20 protein-coding genes are annotated in these 18,662 nt (G+C 63.2%); 12 read left to right on the top strand and 8 right to left on the bottom strand.

What is annotated here, in order from left to right; all coding sequences use genetic code 11:
• Nucleotides 1-73: 73 nt before the first annotated feature.
• Complete coding sequence (rnz, locus tag DXY33_RS03915) at nt 74-1,033, bottom strand: ribonuclease Z (protein WP_115131822.1); 960 nt, start codon at nt 1,031-1,033, stop codon at nt 74-76.
• Between the two features lie 5 nt (nt 1,034-1,038).
• Here rnz and DXY33_RS03920 point away from each other — a divergent pair, with 5 nt between their 5' ends.
• Genes DXY33_RS03920 through DXY33_RS03930 form a run of 3 tightly spaced genes read left to right on the top strand, consistent with a single transcriptional unit; the run spans nt 1,039 to nt 3,527 of the window.
• Complete coding sequence (locus DXY33_RS03920) at nt 1,039-2,526, top strand: SpoIID/LytB domain-containing protein (protein ID WP_115131823.1); 1,488 nt, start codon at nt 1,039-1,041, stop codon at nt 2,524-2,526.
• Nucleotides 2,486-3,253 carry a glucosamine-6-phosphate deaminase gene (locus DXY33_RS03925; protein WP_256377189.1) on the top strand — a complete coding sequence of 256 codons (768 nt, stop codon included), beginning with the start codon at nt 2,486-2,488 and terminating at the stop codon, nt 3,251-3,253. Before DXY33_RS03920 ends, DXY33_RS03925 begins: the two co-directional genes overlap by 41 nt.
• Before the next feature lie 19 nt (nt 3,254-3,272).
• Nucleotides 3,273-3,527 carry a hypothetical protein gene (locus DXY33_RS03930; protein WP_115131825.1) on the top strand — a complete coding sequence of 85 codons (255 nt, stop codon included), beginning with the start codon at nt 3,273-3,275 and terminating at the stop codon, nt 3,525-3,527.
• 38 nt (nt 3,528-3,565) lie between these two features.
• Here DXY33_RS03930 and DXY33_RS03935 read toward each other — a convergent pair whose 3' ends face one another.
• From DXY33_RS03935 to truB, 3 genes are all read right to left on the bottom strand, one after another.
• Entirely contained in the window at nt 3,566-3,736 is a 171-nt protein-coding gene (locus DXY33_RS03935) for a Nif11 family protein (protein WP_071823080.1), read from the bottom strand.
• 105 nt (nt 3,737-3,841) lie between these two features.
• A complete protein-coding gene (locus DXY33_RS03940) occupies nt 3,842-4,585 on the bottom strand; it encodes a YebC/PmpR family DNA-binding transcriptional regulator (RefSeq protein WP_115131826.1) in 744 nt (247 codons plus the stop codon).
• 53 nt (nt 4,586-4,638) lie between these two features.
• A complete protein-coding gene (truB, locus tag DXY33_RS03945) occupies nt 4,639-5,547 on the bottom strand; it encodes a tRNA pseudouridine(55) synthase TruB (protein WP_115131914.1) in 909 nt (302 codons plus the stop codon).
• A gap of 41 nt (nt 5,548-5,588) precedes the next feature.
• Between truB and DXY33_RS03950 the strand changes: the two genes are divergently transcribed.
• Nucleotides 5,589-6,341 (top strand): bifunctional 2-polyprenyl-6-hydroxyphenol methylase/3-demethylubiquinol 3-O-methyltransferase UbiG, encoded by a 753-nt coding sequence (locus DXY33_RS03950; RefSeq protein WP_115131827.1) that lies wholly within the window; start codon nt 5,589-5,591, stop codon nt 6,339-6,341.
• Between the two features lie 82 nt (nt 6,342-6,423).
• On the opposite strand, the gene rpmA is transcribed toward DXY33_RS03950, so the two are convergent.
• On the bottom strand, nt 6,424-6,690 hold the full coding sequence (gene rpmA, locus DXY33_RS03955; protein ID WP_115131828.1) for a 50S ribosomal protein L27: 267 nt from the start codon (nt 6,688-6,690) through the stop codon (nt 6,424-6,426).
• A gap of 45 nt (nt 6,691-6,735) precedes the next feature.
• Complete coding sequence (gene rplU, locus DXY33_RS03960) at nt 6,736-7,101, bottom strand: 50S ribosomal protein L21 (protein WP_011365073.1); 366 nt, start codon at nt 7,099-7,101, stop codon at nt 6,736-6,738.
• A 132-nt stretch (nt 7,102-7,233) separates the two neighbouring features.
• Here rplU and DXY33_RS03965 point away from each other — a divergent pair, with 132 nt between their 5' ends.
• The 3 genes from DXY33_RS03965 to kaiC all read left to right on the top strand — a co-directional run bounded on the left by DXY33_RS03965 (nt 7,234) and on the right by kaiC (nt 10,084).
• The gene (locus DXY33_RS03965) at nt 7,234-8,118 is read left to right on the top strand and encodes a circadian clock protein KaiA (RefSeq protein WP_115131829.1); all 885 of its coding nucleotides are present in this window, start codon (nt 7,234-7,236) and stop codon (nt 8,116-8,118) included.
• A complete protein-coding gene (gene kaiB, locus DXY33_RS03970; RefSeq protein ID WP_114989467.1) occupies nt 8,115-8,480 on the top strand; it encodes a circadian clock protein KaiB in 366 nt (121 codons plus the stop codon). Before DXY33_RS03965 ends, kaiB begins: the two co-directional genes overlap by 4 nt.
• Before the next feature lie 65 nt (nt 8,481-8,545).
• A complete protein-coding gene (kaiC, locus tag DXY33_RS03975) occupies nt 8,546-10,084 on the top strand; it encodes a circadian clock protein KaiC (protein ID WP_115131915.1) in 1,539 nt (512 codons plus the stop codon).
• Nucleotide 10,085: 1 nt separating this feature from the next.
• On the opposite strand, the gene DXY33_RS03980 is transcribed toward kaiC, so the two are convergent.
• Nucleotides 10,086-12,152 carry an ATP-binding protein gene (locus tag DXY33_RS03980; RefSeq protein WP_115131830.1) on the bottom strand — a complete coding sequence of 689 codons (2,067 nt, stop codon included), beginning with the start codon at nt 12,150-12,152 and terminating at the stop codon, nt 10,086-10,088.
• Nucleotides 12,149-13,456: a phosphoribosylamine--glycine ligase gene (gene purD, locus DXY33_RS03985; protein ID WP_115131831.1), complete on the bottom strand. Its 1,308-nt coding sequence runs from the start codon at nt 13,454-13,456 to the stop codon at nt 12,149-12,151. The genes DXY33_RS03980 and purD overlap by 4 nt, the downstream gene beginning before the upstream one ends.
• Before the next feature lie 58 nt (nt 13,457-13,514).
• Here purD and DXY33_RS03990 point away from each other — a divergent pair, with 58 nt between their 5' ends.
• Genes DXY33_RS03990 through fabZ form a run of 5 tightly spaced genes read left to right on the top strand, consistent with a single transcriptional unit; the run spans nt 13,515 to nt 18,659 of the window.
• Nucleotides 13,515-14,423: a hypothetical protein gene (locus tag DXY33_RS03990; protein WP_115131832.1), complete on the top strand. Its 909-nt coding sequence runs from the start codon at nt 13,515-13,517 to the stop codon at nt 14,421-14,423.
• Nucleotides 14,420-15,172 carry a phosphoribosylaminoimidazolesuccinocarboxamide synthase gene (purC, locus tag DXY33_RS03995; protein WP_115131833.1) on the top strand — a complete coding sequence of 251 codons (753 nt, stop codon included), beginning with the start codon at nt 14,420-14,422 and terminating at the stop codon, nt 15,170-15,172. The genes DXY33_RS03990 and purC overlap by 4 nt, the downstream gene beginning before the upstream one ends.
• Before the next feature lie 33 nt (nt 15,173-15,205).
• Nucleotides 15,206-17,380, top strand: a complete 2,175-nt coding sequence (locus DXY33_RS04000; protein ID WP_115131834.1) for an outer membrane protein assembly factor — start codon at nt 15,206-15,208, stop codon at nt 17,378-17,380.
• Complete coding sequence (lpxC, locus tag DXY33_RS04005; protein ID WP_115131835.1) at nt 17,380-18,207, top strand: UDP-3-O-acyl-N-acetylglucosamine deacetylase; 828 nt, start codon at nt 17,380-17,382, stop codon at nt 18,205-18,207. Before DXY33_RS04000 ends, lpxC begins: the two co-directional genes overlap by 1 nt.
• Nucleotides 18,204-18,659, top strand: coding sequence for a 3-hydroxyacyl-ACP dehydratase FabZ (gene fabZ, locus DXY33_RS04010; protein WP_115131836.1), 456 nt, complete (start codon nt 18,204-18,206; stop codon nt 18,657-18,659). Before lpxC ends, fabZ begins: the two co-directional genes overlap by 4 nt.
• Nucleotides 18,660-18,662: the final 3 nt, after the last annotated feature.

Consider the following 18,662-nt stretch of genomic DNA (forward strand, 5'->3'; position numbering starts at 1 on the left):
GAAGGTAAGGGGGTGTGACGCATTCACCGCACCAAGCTCTTGTATCACGGGGAAGTGACCCTCTGTGGCCGGATCACGAACTGTTGCAGCGTGGTTTGACGTCAATGCTGAGGAAGTCCTTGGCCAGCAGCGTGTTGGGGAAGATTGCCTTGGCCTCGTTCAACAGGTCTTGAGGCGTGACCGGGTTGCCCGGCACGTAGCGGGGGCTGAGGTGGGTGAGCACCAGCTGCCCCACACCCGCTTCGGCGGCCGTCTGGGCAGCCATGGTGCTGGTGGAGTGCTGTTTCTGGAACGCCATCTCCGCATCGCCATGGGCAAAGGTGGATTCATGGATCAGCAGATCCGCGCCGCGCGCAAGCTCGACGGCCGCTTCGCAGAACACGGTGTCGGTGCAATAGACGACGCTCACACCGGGCCGCTCCTCACCGCAGAGGCTGGTGCCGTCGATGCTGCGACCGTCCTCCAGGGTCGCCGTTTCACCCCGCTTCAACTTGGCGTACACGGGGCCAGGTGGGATGTTCAGTTCCCGTGCTTTCTTAATGTCGAAGCGACCTGCCAGGGGCTTCTGTTCGATCCGGTAGGCGTAGGCCGGCACTCGGTGGGTGAGCGGGGTGCAGCGCACCGTGAAGTCGTCGTCCTCGAACAGCAGCGTGCCCTGCTCGGCTGCATTCCGGACCCTGTGGACAGCGAGGGGATAGCCGATCCGGGTGGAGCTGGTGCGCAACACACCATTGAGATAATTCTCCAGCGGGTCCGGCCCGTAGAGATCCACCCCTGCGGCGCTGCTGCCGGCGAGCCCGATGCTAGCGAGCAGACCAGGCAGGCCGAACACGTGGTCGCCATGCATGTGGGTGATGAACACCCGGCGCAGCTGCGAGAGCCGCAGATCACTGCGTAAAAACTGATGTTGGGTTCCCTCGCCGCAGTCGAACAGCCACATCTCCGAGCGCTGCGGCAAGCGCAGAGCCACGGCTGAAACGTTGCGGGCCCGGGTGGGTACCCCAGAACTTGTACCGAGAAATGTGACCTGCAAGGCCGGTGCTCCTCAGGACTCATGCTGCCATCTGGCTGAACCCAGGAACAGGCGGCACACTGGGGCGCCTGTTGATCTCCAGCGTGCGCCGCGCCTTCGTTGCCGTCGGTCTGGTGCTCGTCGCTGTGATCGCTCCATCACCGGTGGCGCTGGCCCGCGGCCGCGAGCCGCAGATGCGCGTGCTGCTGCAGGAGAGCAACCGGGTCAGCCTGCGCTCCGATGGCGCACTGCCGCTGCGGGTGCAGGGACTCCCCGGCGGCGAGCGACGGCCACAGCGGCTGCAGCTCAGCCTTCAAGGGGCCCGCCTGAGCGCCACTGTGGATGGCCGATCGATGCGGCTGGCCCCCAGCACCCTGGTGACGGTGCAGAACGACGATCCACGGGGCATCTGGTTTGGAGGGCGTCGCTACCGGGGTGTGCTGCGCGTCAGCGGCCGCGGCGGCACCTTGCGGGTGGTCAACAGCCTGGGCGTTGAGACCTATCTCGCCAGTGTTGTCGGCAGCGAAATGCCCCACCGCTGGCCCCTGGCTGCCCTGCAGGCCCAGGCCGTGGCCGCGCGCACCTATGCGTTGAAACAGCGCAGTCGCGGTGGTGCCTGGGATGTGAAGGCCACGGTGACGAGTCAGGTGTACCGCGGCGTGGAGTCGGAAACGCCGAGCACACGCAAGGCGGTGGCGAGCACCCGTTCGCTGGTGCTCGTGCACGGCGGTCGCCTGATCGATGCCGTCTTCCACAGCAGTTCTGGCGGGGTGACCGAGGCGAGTGGGATGGTCTGGCGCCGCCAGCATCCCTATCTGGTCAGCGTCCCCGATCAAGATCAGCACAGCCCGGTGCACCGCTGGGAACAATGGTTTGATTCGGCTGGGCTGCGTCAGCGGCTGCCCGAAACCGGTGGGCTCCAGGACGTTGAGGTGCTGAGTCGTTCCGCCAGCGGACGGGTGCGTGAGGCCCGCTTGCGCGGGCCCCGCGGATCGCTGGTGCTCAGCGGCGGCGAGCTGCGCAAGCGGTTGGGACTCAAAAGCACCCTGGTGAACTTTGAGATGGTGGCGGGGGGGCAGCGTTCACCCGTGGAGCTTCCGGTGCGGCGGGTGACTGCAACCGCTCGCCCGGGCTCCCGCATTGATCGGATCACCGCATCGGCGGCTCGCCAGCGGGGAGCAAGGCTGCCCCTATTGGTGGCCCCTCCTCCGGTGCTGGTCAGCAAGACGTCGGTGCGTCGTTGGTCCGCTGGCGGACTCCAGCTGCTGGTGAAGGGCCAGGGCTATGGCCATGGCGTTGGCATGAGTCAGTGGGGAGCCCATGGTCTGGCGGAGCAGGGGGCTCACTTCCGCTCGATTCTTCGGCACTACTACCGCGGGGCTGAGGTTGTTCCCTACCAGCCGCACCACGACCCATCGCTGGCGCTGAAGCCCCCAACGAAGCCACTCTGGAGAGACATGCCGGTTTCGCCCTTTGGCACGGTTTCCCTGTCGTCTGCAACGCCATTCCAGTGACACGGATCTCTGCGCTGTGCTGGCGGCCCATCTGGAGCGTCATCTGCGCAGTTGGCAGGGGCCTGATCCCCTGAAGCCCTTGGGCCTCGCCACGGGACGCACGATGGAGCCGCTCTATCGAACCCTGGTGGAACGGCTGCTGTCGTGGTCTGCCGATGAGCTGGAGGCCCTGCGGGCCCGATGGTGCAGCTTCAATCTGGACGAATACCTCGGACTTTCGGCGGACGATCCCCGTGGCTACAGGGCCTACATGACCCACCACCTCGCTGCACCCCTGGGTTTGCCCGCTTCAGCGGTGCACCTGCCCAACAGCACTGCCGCTGACGGAGCGGTTGCCGCGCGGCGCTACGGCGAGCAGCTCAGCGGCTGCGGGGGCATCGGCCTGCAGCTTCTGGGGCTCGGCAGCAATGGTCATGTGGGTTTCAACGAGCCGCCTTGTCCCCCTGATCAGCACTGCCATGAGGTCGAGCTGACCCCTGCAACCCGGCAGCAGAACGCGGTGCTCTTCGATGGTTGCGTTGAGGCTGTGCCGCAGCGGGCCATCACCCTGGGCCTGTGGGAGATCCTCGAGGCTGCTGAGATTCATCTGGTGGTGACCGGCGCCGCCAAGGCCGGCATCCTCAAGCGGTTGTTGGACTTAAGGGAGCCGGATCCTGCGCTGCCCGCCAGCTGGCTGCTGACCCATCCCAATGTCTGGCTCTGGTGCGATGCAGCGGCTTTAGCTTGAACAGCCGAGAGCAGCTGCGATGAGCATCGACCCCGTGGAACGGCGCCTTCAGCAGAGCTTTGAGGCAGAACGCTGGACGCGCTTCATTCAGGACTGTCAGGACCTTGAGCAGTTGCGCGAGACGGCCCTGGCGTTGGTGCAGCAGCTGGCCCAGCAGAAGGCGGCCAGTGCCTGGATGGCCACCCGGGCCTCGGAATCGGAAAACGCCAAGTTGGAGATGCTGGCGCGGATGATCCGTCAGCCACCCGATGGCGAGGAGGAGAAGGCGACTTAGTCCCCCTGAGGGCGCCCAGCCGCCGGCCTGGTCGGGTGTCAGTGTTCCTTTTGCCAGCGGCTCAGGTGTGCGGGCGAGAACTTGTGGCCGTGTTTGGCCCCGACCTTGACCACGCAGGAGTTGTCCTTGCCGCAGCGCTGCACCTCATCGCGGATCGAGTCGTTGCTCTGCACCCGCGACATGAACGTCTCCAGCTGTTTCATGGACATGGCGATCCTCCAGAAGGGATGTCTTCGGCCTAGCGCTGGGGTCGATCGGGGCTCAGGGTCTCAAGCTTTGGTGCGGATTTGCTGACGACAAACTTCAAGGAGGCGTCAGTCGAGCTCCAGTCCGTCGGCGAGATCGAGGTTGGCGCTGACGCTGCGCACATCGTCGAGCCCGTCGAGGGCATCCAGCAGCTTGAGGCAGCTGCGGGCGGTGTCGGGATCGTTCACAGAGACGCTGGTCTGGGCTGACCAGTGATGGCCCCATTCCCGCACATTCCAGTCGGCCCGTCGCAAGCCGTCCTGAAGGCTCTCCAAGGCCTCAAAGGGGCCGTGCACCATCACTGATTCGTCCAACAGCTCATAGCCATCGGCCTCCAGCTCCAGGAGGCTTTCCAATAACCGTTCCTCGTCGTTTGGGCCGGCGTTGAGGATCACTTCGCTGCGGTGTTCAAACAGGTAGGCCACGCAGCCGTTTTCCCCCAGATTTCCGCCGTTCTTGCTGAAGGCCAGCCGCAGATCCGCCGCGGTGCGGTTGCGGTTGTCCGTGAGCGCTTCCACCAGCACCGCCATGCCGCCGGGGCCGTAGCCCTCGTAGCGCACCTCCTCGAGTTGGGCTCCATCACCGGCCTGACCTGACCCCTTGGCGATGGCCCGCTCGATGTTGGAGGCGGGCACCCCAGCGGCCCGGGCTTTGCTGATGGCCGTCCGCAACTGAAAATTCCCGGCGGGATCGGCTCCGGCACGGGCTGCCACCATGATTTCCCGCCCCAGCCGGGTGAACACCGCACCACGCTTGGCGTCGACGACGGCCTTGGTGCGTTTGATCTGGGACCATTTGCTGTGGCCAGCCATCGCGTCAGGGCAGGGCGGGATGCGCTCGGAGAGTACTGAGCGACCGGTTGGTTTCAGCCTGCTGCATCGAAGACCACCTTGGGTCGCAGCAGACTTTCGCTCTCGCGGTGGCCGATGCCGGCCATGCTTCCATCCGCATTGCACACCACCACCGCCTCTCCAGGCCCTGGATCCATCGCGATGCGTCGGCCGCAGCGCCAGTCGATCTGCTCGGCTTCGCTGAGATCACGCCGGGGCAGGGCCCCCAGGGCCAGCAGCGGCGAGAGGGGATCGGGCGGCACAGCGTCTCGCTCCGGCAGGGGATGGGCCTGATGCGCATGGAACCCCAGGGCTTGGGTGCGACGCAGGGAGGCCAGACAACCTCCGCAGCCGATGCGGTCCCCCAGATCCCTGGCGATCGAGCGGATGTAGGTGCCGGCGGAACAGTTCACCTCGATGCTGAGCTCCCCCAGGGCCGCATTCCAATCCAACAGCTCCAGCCGGTGCACGGTGACGGCCCGTGGCGGCAGATCCATGGCTTCACCGCGCCGTGCCCTGGCGTGGGCCCGTTCGCCATCCACATGGACGGCGGAGACTTGCGGAGGACGCTGTTCAATCGCGCCCCGGAACGCCTCCAGGCTGCTGTTGAGCTCGGCTTCGCTAAGGGATGGCCAGGCCTGCTGCTCTAGCAGCTCTCCGTCCAGATCGTCGCTGCTGGTGCGCCGGCCCAGCTGAATCACCCCGGTGTAGGTCTTCTCTCCGGGGAGGTACGGCAGCAATCGGGTCGCCGGCCCTAGGGCAATGGGGAGAACCCCGGTGACGGCAGGATCAAGGGTGCCCCCATGGCCCACGCGCTTGAGGCCGTAGCTGCGGCGCAGGCGGCTGACGCAGGCATGGGAGGTGAGGCCTGCGGGCTTGTCGATCACCACGAAGCCGAAGGGGCCGTTCACCGGGGCTGGAGCGGGGTGCCCTGACTGTTGCATTCCGCCGGCTGCGTAGGTTGGCCGCTCCCTGATGCCCATCCATGCCCCAGCTCCGCAGCAGCACGGACGTGGACGTCTCCGCTTTCCTGGCGGACGGTTTGGGCATCAAGCAACACCTCAGTCGCTACCTCGACTTGACGCTGGATCAGCTTGAGCAGCGTCTGCCCAGCAGCACCGACGACCTGGCGGATCTCCATCCCGGTGCGTTCCGGCCGGAGGACGCCACCGCCTTCTATGAGGACACGGTGGGCACGGGACACCTGCTGGAGCTGGCGGCCTGGCACCTCTCCAGTGCGGACTACATCGCCGACACGCTGCGGCTGCAGGGCATGGCGGTGCAGGGCCAGGTGCTGGATTTCGGCGGTGGCATCGGCACCCACGCCCTATCAGCGGCGGCGCTGCCGGAGGTCGATCACGTCTGTTTTGTCGACCTCAATCCCCACAACCAGGCTTTTGTTCAGCAACGGGCGCAAAGCCTGGGGCTGGCGGACAAGCTCTCGGTGCATCGCGACCTCAGCAGCACAGGCGATGTTCGTTTCGATGCGGTGGTCTGCCTCGATGTGCTGGAACACCTGCCGGATCCCTCGGCGCAGTTGCTGGAGTTTCACCAGCGCATGTCCCCCGGGGCCATCGCGCTTCTGAACTGGTACTTCTTCAAAGGGCATCAGGGCGAGTACCCCTTCCATTTCGATGATCCGGCCCTGGTGGATGGGTTCTTCCGCACCCTGCATGCTCAGTTCCTGGAGGTGTTTCACCCCCTGTTGATCACGGCTCGGCTCTACCGGCGTTCCTGAGGCTGCGGCAACACAAGCTGCCAACAAAAAAGCCCCGGTGCCAGCTGGCATCGGGGCTTTGGATTGACGTTGGCCTTGAAACTCAGACCGCTGCAGTGATGTTGACGCGCTTGCGGTTACGCAGGCCGCGGCGGATCGATTCGAACTTCACGATGCCGTCGGTGAGGGCAAACAGGGTGTCGTCCTTGCCTTTGCCGACATTGACGCCGGGCAGAACGGAGGTGCCGCGCTGGCGGATCAGGATGGAACCGGCGGTGACGGTTTCGCCGCCGTAGGCCTTCACACCAAGGCGTTTGGCGTTCGAGTCGCGGCCGTTACGGGTTGAGCCTGTGCCTTTTTTATGTGCCATGAGAAGAGATGCTGGTGGGGCGGTTGATGGAGCGAGGGGGAGAGGTCAGCTGATGGCCTTGCCGCCCACGGAGATGGACTCAACCATCACCCGGGTGAGTTCCTGCCGGTGACCATTCTTGCGGCGGGTTTTCTTTTTGGGGCGCATCTTGTAAACGATCACCTTGGGACCGCGGCGGTGGGCCATCACCTTCAGGGACACGGTCGCGTCCTTTACGTAGGGCTGGCCGAGGGTGGTGCCCTTGCCGTCCTTCACCAGGAGAACGTTCTCAAGCTTGATGGTGTCATCCACCTCAGCTTGAAGCCGATCGATGTCGTAGTAGCGGTTGGGCTGCAGCCAGATCTGGGTGCCCGACGCCTCAACGATGGCGTAGGTCCCGCTCTGTTCCGCGGCTGGTTTGGTGTCGGCCATAAGGTGAAAAGACGCGTTCAGGCTCGGCGAACCGATTCAGGCCTGAGCCGCAATCGAAAGACAAACAAAGATCTTCGTCTCTGACGCGCCCCATCGTCAAGATTCAGATACCTCGACGCTGCGGATGCCCGGATGGCCAGGCCGGCCCTCACTGTTGCTCTCGTGCTGGCCAGCCCAGCCCTGGTGGAAGCCTGCCGCCCCTGGCTGCCGGCCAACCGTTACGAGTCTGTTGTTCTGACGATTGATTCTGGGGAGACCCTGGCGGCTGTTCTCGGACCCCGGCAGGACGACTTCGACGCTGTTGTGCTCGAGCAGAGCCTGCTCGATGCTTCAGCCAAGGAGCAACTGCTGGCGGCGGGTCTGCTTTTTCCCGCCGTGATCGTTGGGGAGGTGAAGGGGCAGGTGGATTACCACCCCGAGGAGCTGCATCTGCCCGACGACCAGCTGGCCCAGCTGGGATACAACGTGGATGCGGCCATTTCGCGTTTTCTGCGCCAGGGTCGTGCCGACGGACGCACGGACGACAGCAGCTCCTCCTCCCGCGCCGTCAGCAACCTTTCCGATCGCCTGCAGGAGCGACTCGGCTACCTAGGGGTCTTCTACAAGCGAGATCCATCGCGCTTCCTGGGCAGCCTGCCCCCCGAGGAGCGCAGGGATCTGCTGCTGTCGCTTCAACGCACCTATCGGGACCTGCTGGCGAGTTATTTCAGCGATCCGGCCGCGGCCAATCAGGCCCTGGAAAGCTTCGTCAACACCGCTTTCTTCAGTGATCTGCCGATCACCCGCACCGTTGAGATCCACGTGGATCTCATCGATGAATTCTGGAAACAACTGAGTCTGGAGGGCCACAAACATGACTTTCTTCAGGATTACCGCCTTGCGCTTCTTGATGTGATGGCGCATCTGTGTGAGATGTACCGGCGCTCCATTCCGCCGGACCTTCCTCTGTCGGGCACGGCTTCCAGCCGTGTACGTCGCCCGACGGATCAGCTCGATGCCTCGGAGGAGTCGTCATGAGTCCCCGCAAGACCTACATCCTCAAGCTCTACGTGGCGGGCAATACGCCCAATTCGATGCGGGCGTTGAAAACGCTGCGCAACATCCTCGAGACCGAATTCCGGGGGGTGTATGCCCTCAAGGTGATTGATGTGCTCAAAAATCCCCAACTGGCTGAGGAAGACAAGATCCTGGCAACGCCGACGTTGTCCAAGATTCTTCCTCCGCCGGTGCGCCGCATCATCGGTGACCTCTCCGATCGCGAGCGGGTGCTGATCGGTCTGGATCTGCTTTACGACGAGCTGTCAGATACGTCGCTCAGTTCGAGCTTGATCGATGCGGTCGATGAGGAGACCGACACGACGATTTCTTCAGATCCTTAAGCGACATGGTGCGCTCCAGCACGGTTCATCTCCTGCTCACTACGGTCAAGTCATAGGTGGTTGCCATGCAGTTCCCTCCGACCAGCGGTCAGCCTCAGATGCAGGTTCAAAAGCTCCCGACAGGGATCGAGGGCTTTGATGATGTGTGCCAGGGCGGTCTGCCGATCGGCCGCAGCACGCTGATCAGCGGCACGTCCGGCACCGGCAAGACGGTGTTTTCGCTGCACTTCCTCCACAACGGCATCAAGCAGTTCGACGAACCCGGCATCTTCGTCACCTTCGAGGAATCACCCCTCGACATCCTGCGCAACGCCGCCAGTTTCGGCTGGAACCTGCAGGAGATGGTTGAGCAGGACAAGCTCTTCATCCTCGATGCCTCACCGGATCCGGACGGCCAGGACGTGGCCGGCAGTTTTGATCTCTCCGGTTTGATCGAGCGGATCAACTACGCCATCTGCAAATACAAGGCCAAGCGCGTCGCCATCGACTCGATCACGGCGGTGTTCCAGCAGTACGACGCTGTGTTCGTGGTGCGCCGTGAGATCTTTCGGCTGATTGCAAGGCTCAAGGAAATCGGCGTCACCACGGTGATGACCACCGAACGAATTGACGAGTACGGCCCGATTGCCCGCTATGGCGTTGAGGAATTCGTCTCCGACAACGTGGTGATTCTGCGCAACGTGCTCGAAGGGGAGCGGCGTCGGCGCACCCTGGAGATTCTCAAGCTGCGGGGCACCACCCACATGAAGGGCGAGTTCCCCTTCACCATGGGAACCCACGGCATCAGCATCTTCCCGCTCGGGGCCATGCGCCTCACCCAGCGCTCATCCAACGTTCGGGTCAGTTCCGGCGTGCCGCGCCTGGACGACATGTGCGGCGGAGGTTTCTTCAAGGACTCGATCATCCTCGCCACCGGCGCCACCGGAACGGGCAAGACGATGCTCGTCTCCAAATTCATCGAAGACGCCTGCCGCAACAAGGAACGCGCGATCCTGTTTGCCTATGAGGAATCGCGGGCTCAGCTGCTGCGCAACGGCACCAGCTGGGGCATCGACTTCGAGCAGATGGAGCAAGACGGGCTGCTCAAGATCATTTGCGCCTACCCCGAATCCACGGGCCTTGAGGATCACCTGCAGATCATCAAGACGGAGATCAGCCAGTTCAAACCGTCGCGGATGGCGATCGATTCCCTCTCGGCCTTGGCGCGCGGTGTGAGCCACAACGCCTTCCGTCAGTTCGTGATCGGGGTGACCGGCTACGCCAAGCAGGAGGAGATCGCCGGCTTCTTCACGAACACCTCCGAGGAGTTCATGGGCAGCCATTCGATCACCGACTCCCACATCTCCACGATCACCGACACGATCCTGTTGCTGCAGTACGTGGAGATCCGCGGGGAGATGGCCCGCGCCCTGAACGTGTTCAAGATGCGCGGTTCATGGCACGACAAGGGCATCCGCGAATTTGTGATCACGGGCAATGGCCCTCAGATCAAGGATTCCTTCTCCAACTTTGAGCGGATCATTTCCGGTGTGCCCCATCGGGTCACCACCGATGAGCGCAGCGAGTTGTCGCGCATCGCCCGCGGCGTTTCCACCGAGGACTGATCTAAAGCTCCACGGCCTCGGCGATGGCGTTGCGGCTGCGCCGTTCCGCCTGCAGTTGCAGCTCATCCTTGTCGGCTTCCGCCAGGGGCAGATCGAACCAGAAGGTGGTGCCCACCTCGGGCTCACTCGCCATCTGAACCTGGGCGCCGTGTTTCTCGAGAATCCCGCGCACGATCGAAAGACCCAGTCCGGTGCCCACTTCCGTGTGAACGGCGTTCTCGACCCGGAAGAAGCGATCGAAGATGCGTTCCTGATCAGCGCTGCTGATGCCGCAGCCCGTGTCGGCAATCTCCACCCTCAGCTTGGGCAGCGGTGAGGTGAGGGCGCAGGTGGGTCCATCACTGTTGGTGATCGCCGTTCCCTCCACCGAACAGGCGTCGGGCCAGGGATAGGCCCGCAGCGCCAGGGGGCCGCCGGGCCGGCTGAACTTCAGAGCATTGCCCACCAGGTTGTCGAGCACCTGGAGCAGCAGGTCCCAGTTGCCCAGCACCTCGGGCAGTTCTTCGGGAACATCCAGCACCAGTTCCACCTGGCGATCCTCGGCATTCAGCCGGTAGGTGCGCAGGGTCTGCTCCATGGCCGGGCGCATGCTGATCGGTTCGAACTGCAGCGTCCGGCCCGACTCCAGCCGGGAGAGGTCCAGCACATCGTTCACCAGCCGGGTGAGTCGATCGGTTTCGTCGTTGGCGACCCCGAGAAACTCCTTCTGTTCATCGGGGCTGAGCTGATCGCCGAGGTCGTGCAGGGTTTCGACGTAGCTCTTGATGTTGAACAGCGGCGTCCGCAGTTCATGGGAGACATTGCTGATGAAGCGGCTCTGGGCCGCATTCAGTTCCACCTCGCGGGTTAGGTCTTGGATGGTGACGGCGATGCCCTTGAGGGTTTCACCGCTGGCATCACGCACCGCTTGCAAAACGATGCGCAGGGTGCGGGCCGGTTCCCCCACGCTGCAGCGCAGGTCTTCACTGTCGGCCGCGCCACCGAGCAGGGAATCGAGGGGACTGTGCAGTTCGATGGCCAGCAGTTCCGGCAGTTCTCCCACCAGCTCCTGGCCTTCCAGGCTGCGCCCTTCCCAGCGGAACAGACGCCGTGCCGTGGGATTGGCCAGCACGATGCGGCCGTCGGCATCCAGCAGCATGGCGCCGTCGGCCATGGTGGCGATCAACGACTGCTGCTTCACCTGGGCGGCGGTGAGCTCCTCGATGTTGGCCTCGTCATAGGCCTCGAGCTGGGAGGCCATGGCGTTGAAGCCGGTGAGCAGTTCCCCCAGTTCCCCACCAACTGGCAGGTCAACCCGGGCACCGAAGTTGCCGGAGGCGACGGAGCGCACCCCGCGTAGCAGCTCCTTCACCGGGCGGGTGATGGTGAGGGCGTTGAACACCGCGCCCAGGATCACCAGCACCCAGATCGAGATGAACACGGCCACGGTCACCTCCCGGGTGAGGGCTGCGCTGGCCAGGGCCGTCTCATTCGGGTTCACCCCAAGGCCGAGAACGCCGTAGTACTGACCCCCGCGGATCAGGGGGACGAACACATCGGTGACGGCACCCTGGGGCGTGAGGTGTTGTCGTACCAGGGGGTTCTGGGGGCGTCGACGCAGCTCCTCGGGTAGCTCCAGTCGTCGGTTGAGACGAAGCTCTCCATCGCCACTGCTGGGGGTTCCGCTGATCGGGATTCCCAGGTAGACGACGCCTTCGGGGTCGGCGAAGAAGATGTAGCGGACGCTGCGGCTGGAACGCCAGAACTTTTCGGCCACGTTGGCCAGCTCACGGTCCTGGCCCTGCGCCACCAGCTCAGTGACATTGCCGGCCAGCAGCAGGCCCAGATCCCGGGCGTAGCGGGTGTCGTTCATCACGGCATCGCGCTGAATTCCGTTCAGCGCGAAGAAGGTGATGCCCGTCATCATCAGGCTCACCACCAGGGTGGCAATCGCCAGCAGCTTGGTCTGGAGGGTGAATTCCGCCCACCAGGCGGTGATGCGGTCCCAGAGGTTCTGGTCGTCCCCCGGCGGCTTGCCATTGGGGGGAAGCGCCCAATCAGCGATTGCTGCTCCGCTGCCGCTGCTCATCCGCCCGAGCGCACCTGATGGCCGATGTCTCGACGGTAGGTGATTCCGGCGTAATCCAGCTGATTGAGGCCGTTGTAGGCCCCGGCAAAGGCGGCATCGAAGTCATCGCCCTGGGCGACGACGGCCAGCACCCGGCCCCCTGCGGTGAGCAGTTCGCCGGAGCTGTCGCGGCGGGTGCCGGCATGGAACAGCTGATGGTTGGGGCTGGGGGCGAGGTCGATGCGAATCGCATCGCCTTTGCGGGGGGCCTCCGGGTAGCCCTCGGCGGCCGCCACAACGCAGGCACTGCAGCGTTCGGCGATGCTCAGTTGCGGGGTCAGATCGAGGCGTCCCAGGGCACAGGCCTGCAGCACGGCGCCGAGCTCAGGGCCGAGCAGGGGCATCAAGGTCTGGCATTCGGGATCGCCGAAGCGACAGTTGAATTCGATCACCTGGGGCCCATCGGCCGTGATCATCAGACCGGCGTAGATCACACCGCGGTAATCGATGCCCCGTTGGCGCAGGGCCTTCAAGGTGGGCTCGAGCACGATGCGGCGCACTTCCTCGAGGCCCTCGGCATCCAGAAGCGGGGCGGGGGCATAGGCGCCCATGCCGCCGGTGTTGGGTCCGCGATCACCGTCCTTGAGCCGTTTGTGGTCCTGCGCTGGGGGTAACAGCACCATCCGCTCCCCATCGCAGAGGGCGAACACCGACACTTCAGGGCCCTCCATCCGCTCCTCCAGCACCAGCTGGGAGCCGGCGGCACCGAAACGCCCTTCAAAGGCTTCGCGGATGGCGGTTTCCGATTCCTCCACGCTGTCCGCCACCGTGACGCCCTTGCCGGCGGCCAAGCCATCGGCTTTGACCACCAGAGGCCGTCGCACCTCCTGCAACACCGCCAGGGCCTCGGCTTCACTGGTCACCGCCCAGTGGCCAGCGGTGGGGACCCCCGCCTCCTGCATCAGCTGCTTGGCCCAGGCTTTGCTTGCCTCCAGTTGGGCCCCCTCCGCTCCCGGGCCGAACACGGCAAAGCCCGCATCGCGCAGGGCATCGGCAACACCAGCGGCCAGCGGCGCTTCCGGACCCACCACCACCAGGTCGACGCTGTTCTGCTGGCACAGCGCGATCAACCCAGCGCTGTCGGTTTCGCCCACCGCCATGGCGCTGCCTTCCGTGCCGCCGTTGCCAGGGGTGATCCAGACCGTGTCCAGGCCCGGACAACGGCCCAGGGCCCAGGCCAGGGCCTGTTCCCTGCCGCCGCCACCGACGACGAGGGCACGTTGGAGGGCGGGCAGCGTGGTGGGACGGGTGGACGACATGGCCATGGTTGCAGGAGGAACGGTTTGGGCCTCGTAGGTTTTCCTTTGTAGACCGCAGCCCGCCATGGGGACTCCCCTTTTCCCCTTCGCCCTCACCCTTCTGGCTGCTGTCACGGCAGCCCCGGATCCGCAGGTGATGCGCGAGGAACGCTTTCAGAGCGTTCTCGCTGAGATGGATCTGGCCGCGGCGGAGCAGGCTTGTCTCAACCCCCGCATCGCCAACTCCGACGGCCGTCGCCAGGCCTTGCGCGATCGGTTGCTGGAGTTGCATCCGGTGATCGATTCCTTGGAGCTGGTGCTGGCGAACGCCGAAGCCCTGATGAGCTGCGGTGCCCCCGAAGCTGTGGCCGTGGTGCTCAACCGCTACACCCCCCGCGTTGGCGATGAACGGCGTCAGTGGTTGTTGTTGCGCTGGCGTGCTGCTGCAGCGGCCCTGGATCACCGCCAGGCGGCTTTGGCGCTGCGCCGTTTGGTGGATGGCAATCTGAAAGCCCTGGATGCGCCTCTGTTCCCTGGAAAGCCGTTGCCGGATCAGGGCAATGGGCTCGATCAGTTGGCTTTGCATGAAGCGGCTCTGGGCCACAACGCTGTGGCTGTGGAGCTGCAGCTGTTGTGCGATCTGACGGGCGTTCAGGGGGCGAAACGACTGGCGCAGGCGGCGCAATGGCTCGATGCCCATCAGTTCGAGCAGGCCGATCAGCTGCTGGAAACCGCCTTGGACCAAGCCGCGGCAGCGGAGGCCTGGGGACTGGCCATGGACCTGCTGCACCAACAGCTGCAACTGCAGTTGGCGGCTGGGGGCGATGGCGCGCGGCCGCGGCAGCGGATCCAACGGCTGGCCACTGTTCTCAATGACCGTTATGCGCTCCAGCAACTGCAGCCGGAGGCCGAACCCGATCCCCTGCTGCGTTCACCGCGGGATCCCGGAGGCCATGCTGATGTAAGACCATCAGCCGTTGCACCGTCGCCATGACGCCCGATCACGGAGAGCTGCTTTACGAAGGCAAGGCCAAGCGGGTGTTCGCCAGCACGGATCCCGACCGGGTGCTGGTGGAGTTCAAGAACGACGCCACCGCCTTCAATGCCCAGAAGAAAGCCCAGCTGGACGACAAAGGTCGGCTGAACTGCCAGATCTCAGCACGCCTGTTCGAGCTGCTGGAGCGTGAGGGGGTGCCGACCCATTACTGCGGTCTGGCCGGGGAGACCTGGATGCTGGTGCGTCGGGTGGAGATCATTCCCCTTGAGGTGGTGCTGCGCAACATCGCCACCGGATCGCTGTGCCGTCAGACGCCGATCGCGGAGGGCACAGCCATCGAACCTGCCCTGCTGGATCTCTATTACAAGGATGATTCCCTGGGCGATCCCTTGCTCACTGAGGCGCGCGTGCAGCTGCTCGGTGTGGCGGACCTAGCACGATTGTCAGCGATTGAACAACTGGCCCGCCGGGTGAATGCCGTGCTCCTGCCGTTCTTTGAAGGGCTCGATCTGCAACTGGTGGATTTCAAGCTGGAGTTGGGTCTGGCCTCGGATGGAACACTCCTGCTCGCCGACGAGATCAGCCCTGATACCTGCAGGCTCTGGGATCGCCGCAACAGCAATGCCGAAGAACGGATTTTGGACAAGGACCGCTTCCGCAAGGATCTCGGTGGGGTGATGGAGGCCTACGGGGAGGTCCTTAAACGGGTCCAAAGCAGCTGCCCCAACCCCCGCAACTGCCTGTAAGGTCAGCGCAACTTCGGCCCAGCCTGCGTCTTGATGATCCGCCGTTCGTCCCGCCGCTCCGCGGTTGCTGTTCGTGCCACGGTTTTGGGTCTGATGCTGGGGATCCCCTTGGTCGCTCCACCTGTGATGGCTCAGGTGGCCATACCTGGAAATCAAGCTGCTGAGGGTGAAGACACCCTGGTGGAAGAGCCCCGGGTGCTGATCTCCGAGGTGCTGATTGAGGGCATCGAGGGTCACCCGGAAGAGGAACGTCTTCAGATCTCCACCTACGACGCCATGCAGGTGCGTCCTGGGATGCGTGTGACCCGTAAGGAGCTGCAGAACGATCTGAATGGCATTCAAGCCACAGGTTGGTTCTCGGATGTGCGGATCGTTCCGCAGAACGGACCGCTCGGGGTTCAAGTGGTTGTTCAGGTGCAGCCCTTTCCTCCGCTGAGTGCTGTGGAGATCAACGGTGACGAGGAGAATCTCCTCTCGGATGAGCTGATTGAGCAGACGTTTGCCTCCGATTACGGCCGTACGCTCAATCTCAACGATCTGCAGCAGCGGATGAAGACCCTGCAGGCTTCAGTGGCCGGTCAGGGCTATTCCCTGGCGCGGGTGTCCGGTCCGCAACGGGTCAGCCCTGAAGGTGTGGTTACGTTGAGGCTGCTCCAGGGGAGTGTTGCTGGAGTCGATGTCAAATTCCTCACCCAAGATGGTGATGACACCGATGAGAACGGCAATCCCATCCGCGGCAAAACCAGGGAGTGGGTGATCAACCGAGAGGTTTCTATTCAGCCTGGTGATCCCTTCAATCGCAACCAGCTGGAGCGAGACATCAAACGGTTGTACGGAACCCAGCTTTTCAGTGATGTCAAGGTGACGTTGCGGCCAGTGCCCGCGCAGCCTGGAGATGTTGTGATTGTTCTTGGCATCGTTGAGCAGTCCACCGGACAGCTCTCCGGTGGTCTTGGCTACAGCCAAGGCCAGGGTGTGTTTGGGCAGGTGCAGTTGCAGGAAACCAATTTCCTTGGCAGAGCTTGGAATTTGGGCACCAACATCACCTACGGGCAATACGGCGGACTCGCCAACCTCAACTTCTCGGACCCCTGGATCTACGGCGATAAGCACCGCACGAGCTTCCGCACGTCTGTCTTCTTGAGTCAGCAGGTGCCTCAGGTCTTCCAGAGCGAAGATAATGGCAACATCCGTGCGGCAAAGGAATATGCCAATAACGGCTCTAATTCAGCTTATGAAATAGGCAATATTTATAATTTTACGGGAGGTGTTGCAGCTCCTGATGATGTGAATTTGGCGCAAGCCGCTTATCCGAATCGCAGTTGGTTCGACTACGAGGGCGACACAGTGGTCCTGCGCAAGACTGGCGGCAGCTTCTCCTTCGCCCGGCCTTTGAACGGTGGTGATCCGTACAAAGATGCCAAATGGAATGTTGTGGCCGGCATGTCTTTTGCTGAAGTGCGGCCAATTAATTTTGCAGGTGATTCAAGGCCTTACGCCGTCTCCTCCAAAAAGCGGAGTGAAGGGAATGGTGAGGTCGGCAAAGATGAAATTATTTGCGTTTCGTATAACTGCGCAGATAGCAACACCCTCATTGGGGCTCGTTTTGCTACTACCTACAACACGCTCAACAATCCTCGCAATCCCACCGTCGGGCGGTTTTTCTCAGCCGGAACTGAGCAATTCGTGGGAATCAATAACGACTCTCCCACCTTCAACCGGTTGCGGGCCAGCTACACGCAGTTCTTCCCAGTGGACTGGCTCAAGCTCCATAAGAGCTGTCGACCCAAGCCCGGTGAGCAGGCGGATTGCCCGCAGGCCATTGGTTTTCAGGTTAAGGGTGGCCTCCTCATGGGTGAAGCACCCCCTTACGAGGCGTTCTGCATGGGTGGCTCCAACTCGATTCGTGGTTGGTACGACTGCGATCTAGCTGTTTCCAAGGCCTTCAGTGAATTGACGATCGAGTACCGCTTCCCCTTGATCAGTATTTTCTCTGGTGAATTGTTCATGGATGCTGGTACTGATTTCGGCACTCAGGAGGATGTGCCTGGCAAACCCGGTCTGCTTCTAGATAAGGACGGTTCTGGTGTCTCTGTTGGTACTGGAGTGATCGTGACCACCCCAGTCGGCCCAATCCGCTTGGAGGTGGCCACCAAAGACTTTTTATCCGACTATCGCTTCAATCTGGGCGTGGGCTGGAAGTTCTAGTGACCAGCTGGCCCAAGGACTACTCCGCTGGTTGGACACTGGCGGAGCAAACATCACGCTCTGGTATTGGCCTCCACAGTGGAGCTGAGGCCACGGTGGAGCTTCGGCCGACGGATCAGCCGGGCTTCCACATGCGTTTGCCGGGGATGGAGCAGCCGATCCTGCTGCGGCCGGATCAGGTGCGCGACAGCCAGTTGTGCACAACCTTGGATTTGGGATCCAGCAAGGTGGCCACCGTCGAACATCTGCTGGCCGCTTTGGCCGGTTGTGGGCTCAGCCATGTGGAGATTGGCCTCAACGGCCATGAAGTACCCCTTCTGGATGGCTCAGCGCTTGGTTGGGTGGAGGCCATTGCCACCGCTGGGTTGGTGCCGGCGGCCACCCCGCGGCCGGCTGCACCGCGTCTGAAGCAACCACTGCTGCGCACCCGCGGCAACAGTGTGATCACCGCCACTCCGTCCGATTGCTTTGGTGTTGTTGGCATCATCGATTTCCCGCAGGCGGCCATCGGGCGACAGCAATTCGCCTTGGAGCTCACGCCCCAACGCTTCGTCGATGAGATCGCTCCTGCACGCACCTTTGGGTTTAGGGAGCAGGTGGAGCAGCTGCGCGCTGCGGGATTGATCCAGGGTGGAGCTCTGGACAATGCCCTGGTCTGTGACGGTGATCAGTGGATGAATCCACCGCTGCGGTTCGAGGATGAACCAGTGCGCCATAAGCTCTTGGACCTAATCGGCGACTTGGCCCTCGTCGGTTTTCCCCAGGCACAGGTTCTTGTGTACAAGGGATCCCATGGTCTTCACACCGATCTCGCAGCCGCTTTGTGACTGAATCCACCACCCCAAAAGTCGTGCTCACCAGCGAGCAGATCGCCGGTTTGCTCCCGCACCGTTATCCCTTCGCGCTGGTAGATCGGGTCATCGCCCATGAGCCCGGGGTTTCCGCCACGGCGATCAAGAACGTGACGATGAACGAGCCCCAGTTTCAGGGGCATTTCCCTGAGCGTCCCCTGATGCCAGGGGTGCTGATTGTCGAGGCGATGGCGCAGGTGGGTGGTCTGATCGTGACCCAGATGCCCGATCTGCCGAAGGGACTGTTCGTTTTTGCCGGTATTGACGGGGTACGCTTCCGGCGCCCCGTGGTTCCTGGAGATCAGCTGGTGATCCGCTGTGAACTGCTCAGCCTCAAGCGCAACCGTTTCGGCAAGGTGAAGGCGGAGGCCACGGTGGATGGCGATCTGGCCTGCTCTGGGGAATTGATGTTCTCCCTCGTGGACTGAGAG

The sequence above is a fragment of the Synechococcus sp. N26 genome, assembly GCF_900473975.1.
Classification (GTDB): Bacteria; Cyanobacteriota; Cyanobacteriia; order PCC-6307; family Cyanobiaceae; genus Parasynechococcus.